This is a genomic window from Methylobacterium sp. E-046, from assembly GCF_022829625.1.
Taxonomy (GTDB): domain Bacteria; phylum Pseudomonadota; class Alphaproteobacteria; order Rhizobiales; family Beijerinckiaceae; genus Methylobacterium; species Methylobacterium longum.
The window spans coordinates 1-1,743 of the sequence record NZ_JAKSYP010000250.1 but is presented as its reverse complement, the minus strand read 5'-3'; the positions used below and the strand labels follow the sequence as shown (position 1 = coordinate 1,743).

Sequence of the window (1,743 nt, the reverse complement as noted above, 5' to 3'; positions counted from 1 at the left end):
CCGGCCCCGGACGTGGGGCGGTTCAGGCCTGCATGCCCCAGCGCTGGAGGGTGCGGCGCTCGATGGTCTGGAAGATCAGGTTCTCGACCACGAGGCCGATCAGGATGACGGTGAGCAGGCCGGCGAACACGTTCGGGATGTCGAGCATGTTCTTGTTCTCGAAGATGAACCAGCCGAGCCCGCCCGCCCCGGACGACACCCCGAACACCAGCTCGGCCGCGATCAGCGTGCGCCACGCGAACGCCCAGCCGACCTTCAGCCCCGTCAGGATCGAGGGGAACGCCGCCGGGATCAGGATCTTGCCGATCAGCCCCGGGCCCGACAGCCCGTAATTGCGCCCGACCATCTTCAGCGTCCGGCTCACCGACAGGAAGCCCGAATGGGTGTTGAGCGCGATCGCCCAGGTCACCGAGTGGACCAGAACGAAGATCAGGCTGCCGCTGCCCAGGCCGAACCAGATCAGCGCCAGCGGCAGCAGCGCGATCGCCGGCAGCGGGTTGAACATCGACGTCAGCGTCTCGAGCAGGTCGGTGCCGATCCGCGACGCGATGGCGAGACCGGTCAGCAGGGTCGCCAGCGCGATGCCGGCGGCGTAGCCCATCAGGAGAACCTTGAGGGAGGTCCAGGCGCGGGCCGGCAGCGTGCCGTCCCCGAGGCCCCGCACGAACGCCTCCACGGTCGCCGAGAAGGTCGGGAACAGGAGATCGTTGTCGAGGTAGCGCCCGTAGGCCTCCCAGATCCCGGCCAGGACGAGCAGGATCACGATCTTGCGCAGCCAGGCCTGGTTGTACAGCCGCTCGGCGACCGACAGCGGCTTCTCCACCACGGTGGCGCCGTGGGCGTGGCCGGTGTCGCGCACGATCTCGGGCCGGGCCGGATCCACCGGCGTCAGCCGCGGGGGCATCGCCCCGGCCCGGGGCGCGTCCGTCAGGGCTGGTGCGCTAGACATTCTCGGCCTCCTCGATCTCTTCCGAGAACAGCATCTGCTGGATCCGGTTCTCCAGCCGCAGCGCCGCCTCCGGGGAGTCCGCGCTGTTGAGCTCGGCCTTGACCTCGCCGGGATGGGGCGAGAGCAGCAGGATGCGCGAGCCGACCTTGATCGCCTCCGGGATCGAGTGGGTGACGAACAGCACGGTGAAGCGCGTGCCCTCCCACAGCATCAGCAACTCGTCCTGCATGCGCCGCCGGGTGAGCGCGTCGAGGGCCGCGAACGGCTCGTCCATCAGCAGGATGTCGGGCTCCATGGCCATGCCGCGGGCGATGGCCACGCGCTGCTTCATCCCGCCCGAGAGGGTGTGGGGGTAGCTGTCGGCGAACTTCGTCAGGTTGACCTTGTCGATGTAGAGGTTGGCCCGCTCCAGGGCCGCGCGGCCCTTCAGCCGGCCCGAGGCCTCCAGGGCGAAGACCACGTTCTGCCGGACGGTCTTCCAGGGCAGGAGCTGGTCGAACTCCTGGAACACCATCATCCGGTCGGGGCCGGGCTCGGTGACCGGGCGGCCCTTCAGGCGGATCTCGCCCTCGGTGGGCGCCATGTAGCCGCCCACCGCCTTGAGCAGGGTCGACTTCCCGCAGCCGGACGGCCCGAGCAGCACGAACCGGTCGCCGGGCCAGACCCGGAAGCTCACCCGGTAGGTGGCCGTGACGAGGTGGTCCGGCGTCTTGTAGCGGAGCGTGACGCCATCGACCTCCAGAAGAGGCTGACCCGTGTCCATCCATCCTCCCACGCGCCGCGGCTTGGGCCGC

2 protein-coding genes are annotated in these 1,743 nt (G+C 69.6%); both read right to left on the bottom strand.

All coding sequences use genetic code 11. The annotated features are described in order from the left end of the window. Positions 1–22: 22 nt before the first annotated feature. Positions 23–904: an ABC transporter permease gene (locus MKK82_RS26700; RefSeq protein ID WP_373323424.1), complete on the bottom strand. Its 882-nt coding sequence runs from the start codon at positions 902–904 to the stop codon at positions 23–25. Between the two features lie 37 nt (positions 905–941). Further along, positions 942–1,712 carry an ABC transporter ATP-binding protein gene (locus MKK82_RS26695; RefSeq protein WP_238294258.1) on the bottom strand — a complete coding sequence of 257 codons (771 nt, stop codon included), beginning with the start codon at positions 1,710–1,712 and terminating at the stop codon, positions 942–944. Positions 1,713–1,743: the final 31 nt, after the last annotated feature.